Origin of the sequence: Aeromonas sp. ZOR0002, from assembly GCF_963866995.1 — a bacterium.
Taxonomy (GTDB): Bacteria; Pseudomonadota; Gammaproteobacteria; order Enterobacterales; family Aeromonadaceae; genus Aeromonas; species Aeromonas caviae.
In genome coordinates this window covers 1-777 of record NZ_CAWMFQ010000295.1, presented here as the reverse complement: position 1 = coordinate 777, position 777 = coordinate 1, and the positions used below count along the sequence as shown (strand labels likewise).

1 protein-coding gene is annotated in these 777 nt (G+C 47.4%); it reads left to right on the top strand.

The window, feature by feature from the left end; all coding sequences use genetic code 11:
* Positions 1-203: 203 nt before the first annotated feature.
* A complete protein-coding gene (locus AACR77_RS15840; RefSeq protein ID WP_005303890.1) occupies positions 204-614 on the top strand; it encodes an H-NS family histone-like protein in 411 nt (136 codons plus the stop codon).
* Positions 615-777: the final 163 nt, after the last annotated feature.

Below are 777 nucleotides of genomic sequence, written 5' to 3'. Positions count from 1 at the left end.
TCACTACCACCTAGATTTAATTTTTGGCTACATAGTTTCATAGCAGATTGGAGCTAGGCTATTAAATAGATTCAAGCGCAATTTAGCTCACGATTTTTGAATGATGCTATTTCCAAACTATCTTGGTGCAAAAAACAGTGGAGCTGATGCTGAGATTGAGAGATAATTTTCATGATATAAAAATGTGATACATGAGGCTATCAATGAACGATTTTTTGAAAACACTGATGAATATTCGTAGTCTGCGAGCTGTACTGCGTGAGTTGTCTTATGAGCAGTTGGTCGAGGCTAAAGACAAATTTGACGAAATCTATGCCGAACGTGAGCAGCAAGAGAGCAAATTGAGAGAAGAGTCAGCTGAACGCCTGCAAAAACTGGCTGAGTTTACCGAGCTGCTGAAACAAGCGGGCATAGATCCGAGTGAGCTGGTTGGCACTGCGGCTCCAGCGAAAGCTGATGGTTCAGCCAACAAAGCCAAACGCGCTCCCCGTCCTGCAAAATACAAGTACACCGAAGGCGGTCAGGAGAAGACATGGACTGGCCAGGGGCGCATGCCCAAGGCCATTGCAGACGCTGTTGCGGCTGGAAAAGCACTGGATGACTTCTTGATCTAATGCTGAGAGCCCATGCCTGCTCGGCGTGGGCCTTTAATTCTATCTGTAGTAGGAGCACCGTATGGGGAGGACATTGGAGGATATGATTTCATCCGAATCACCCGAGGTTGTCCAGAGAGCCAAGGCGCTGGCCGAAGAGCAACTGGTACGTCTCAGTGTGACC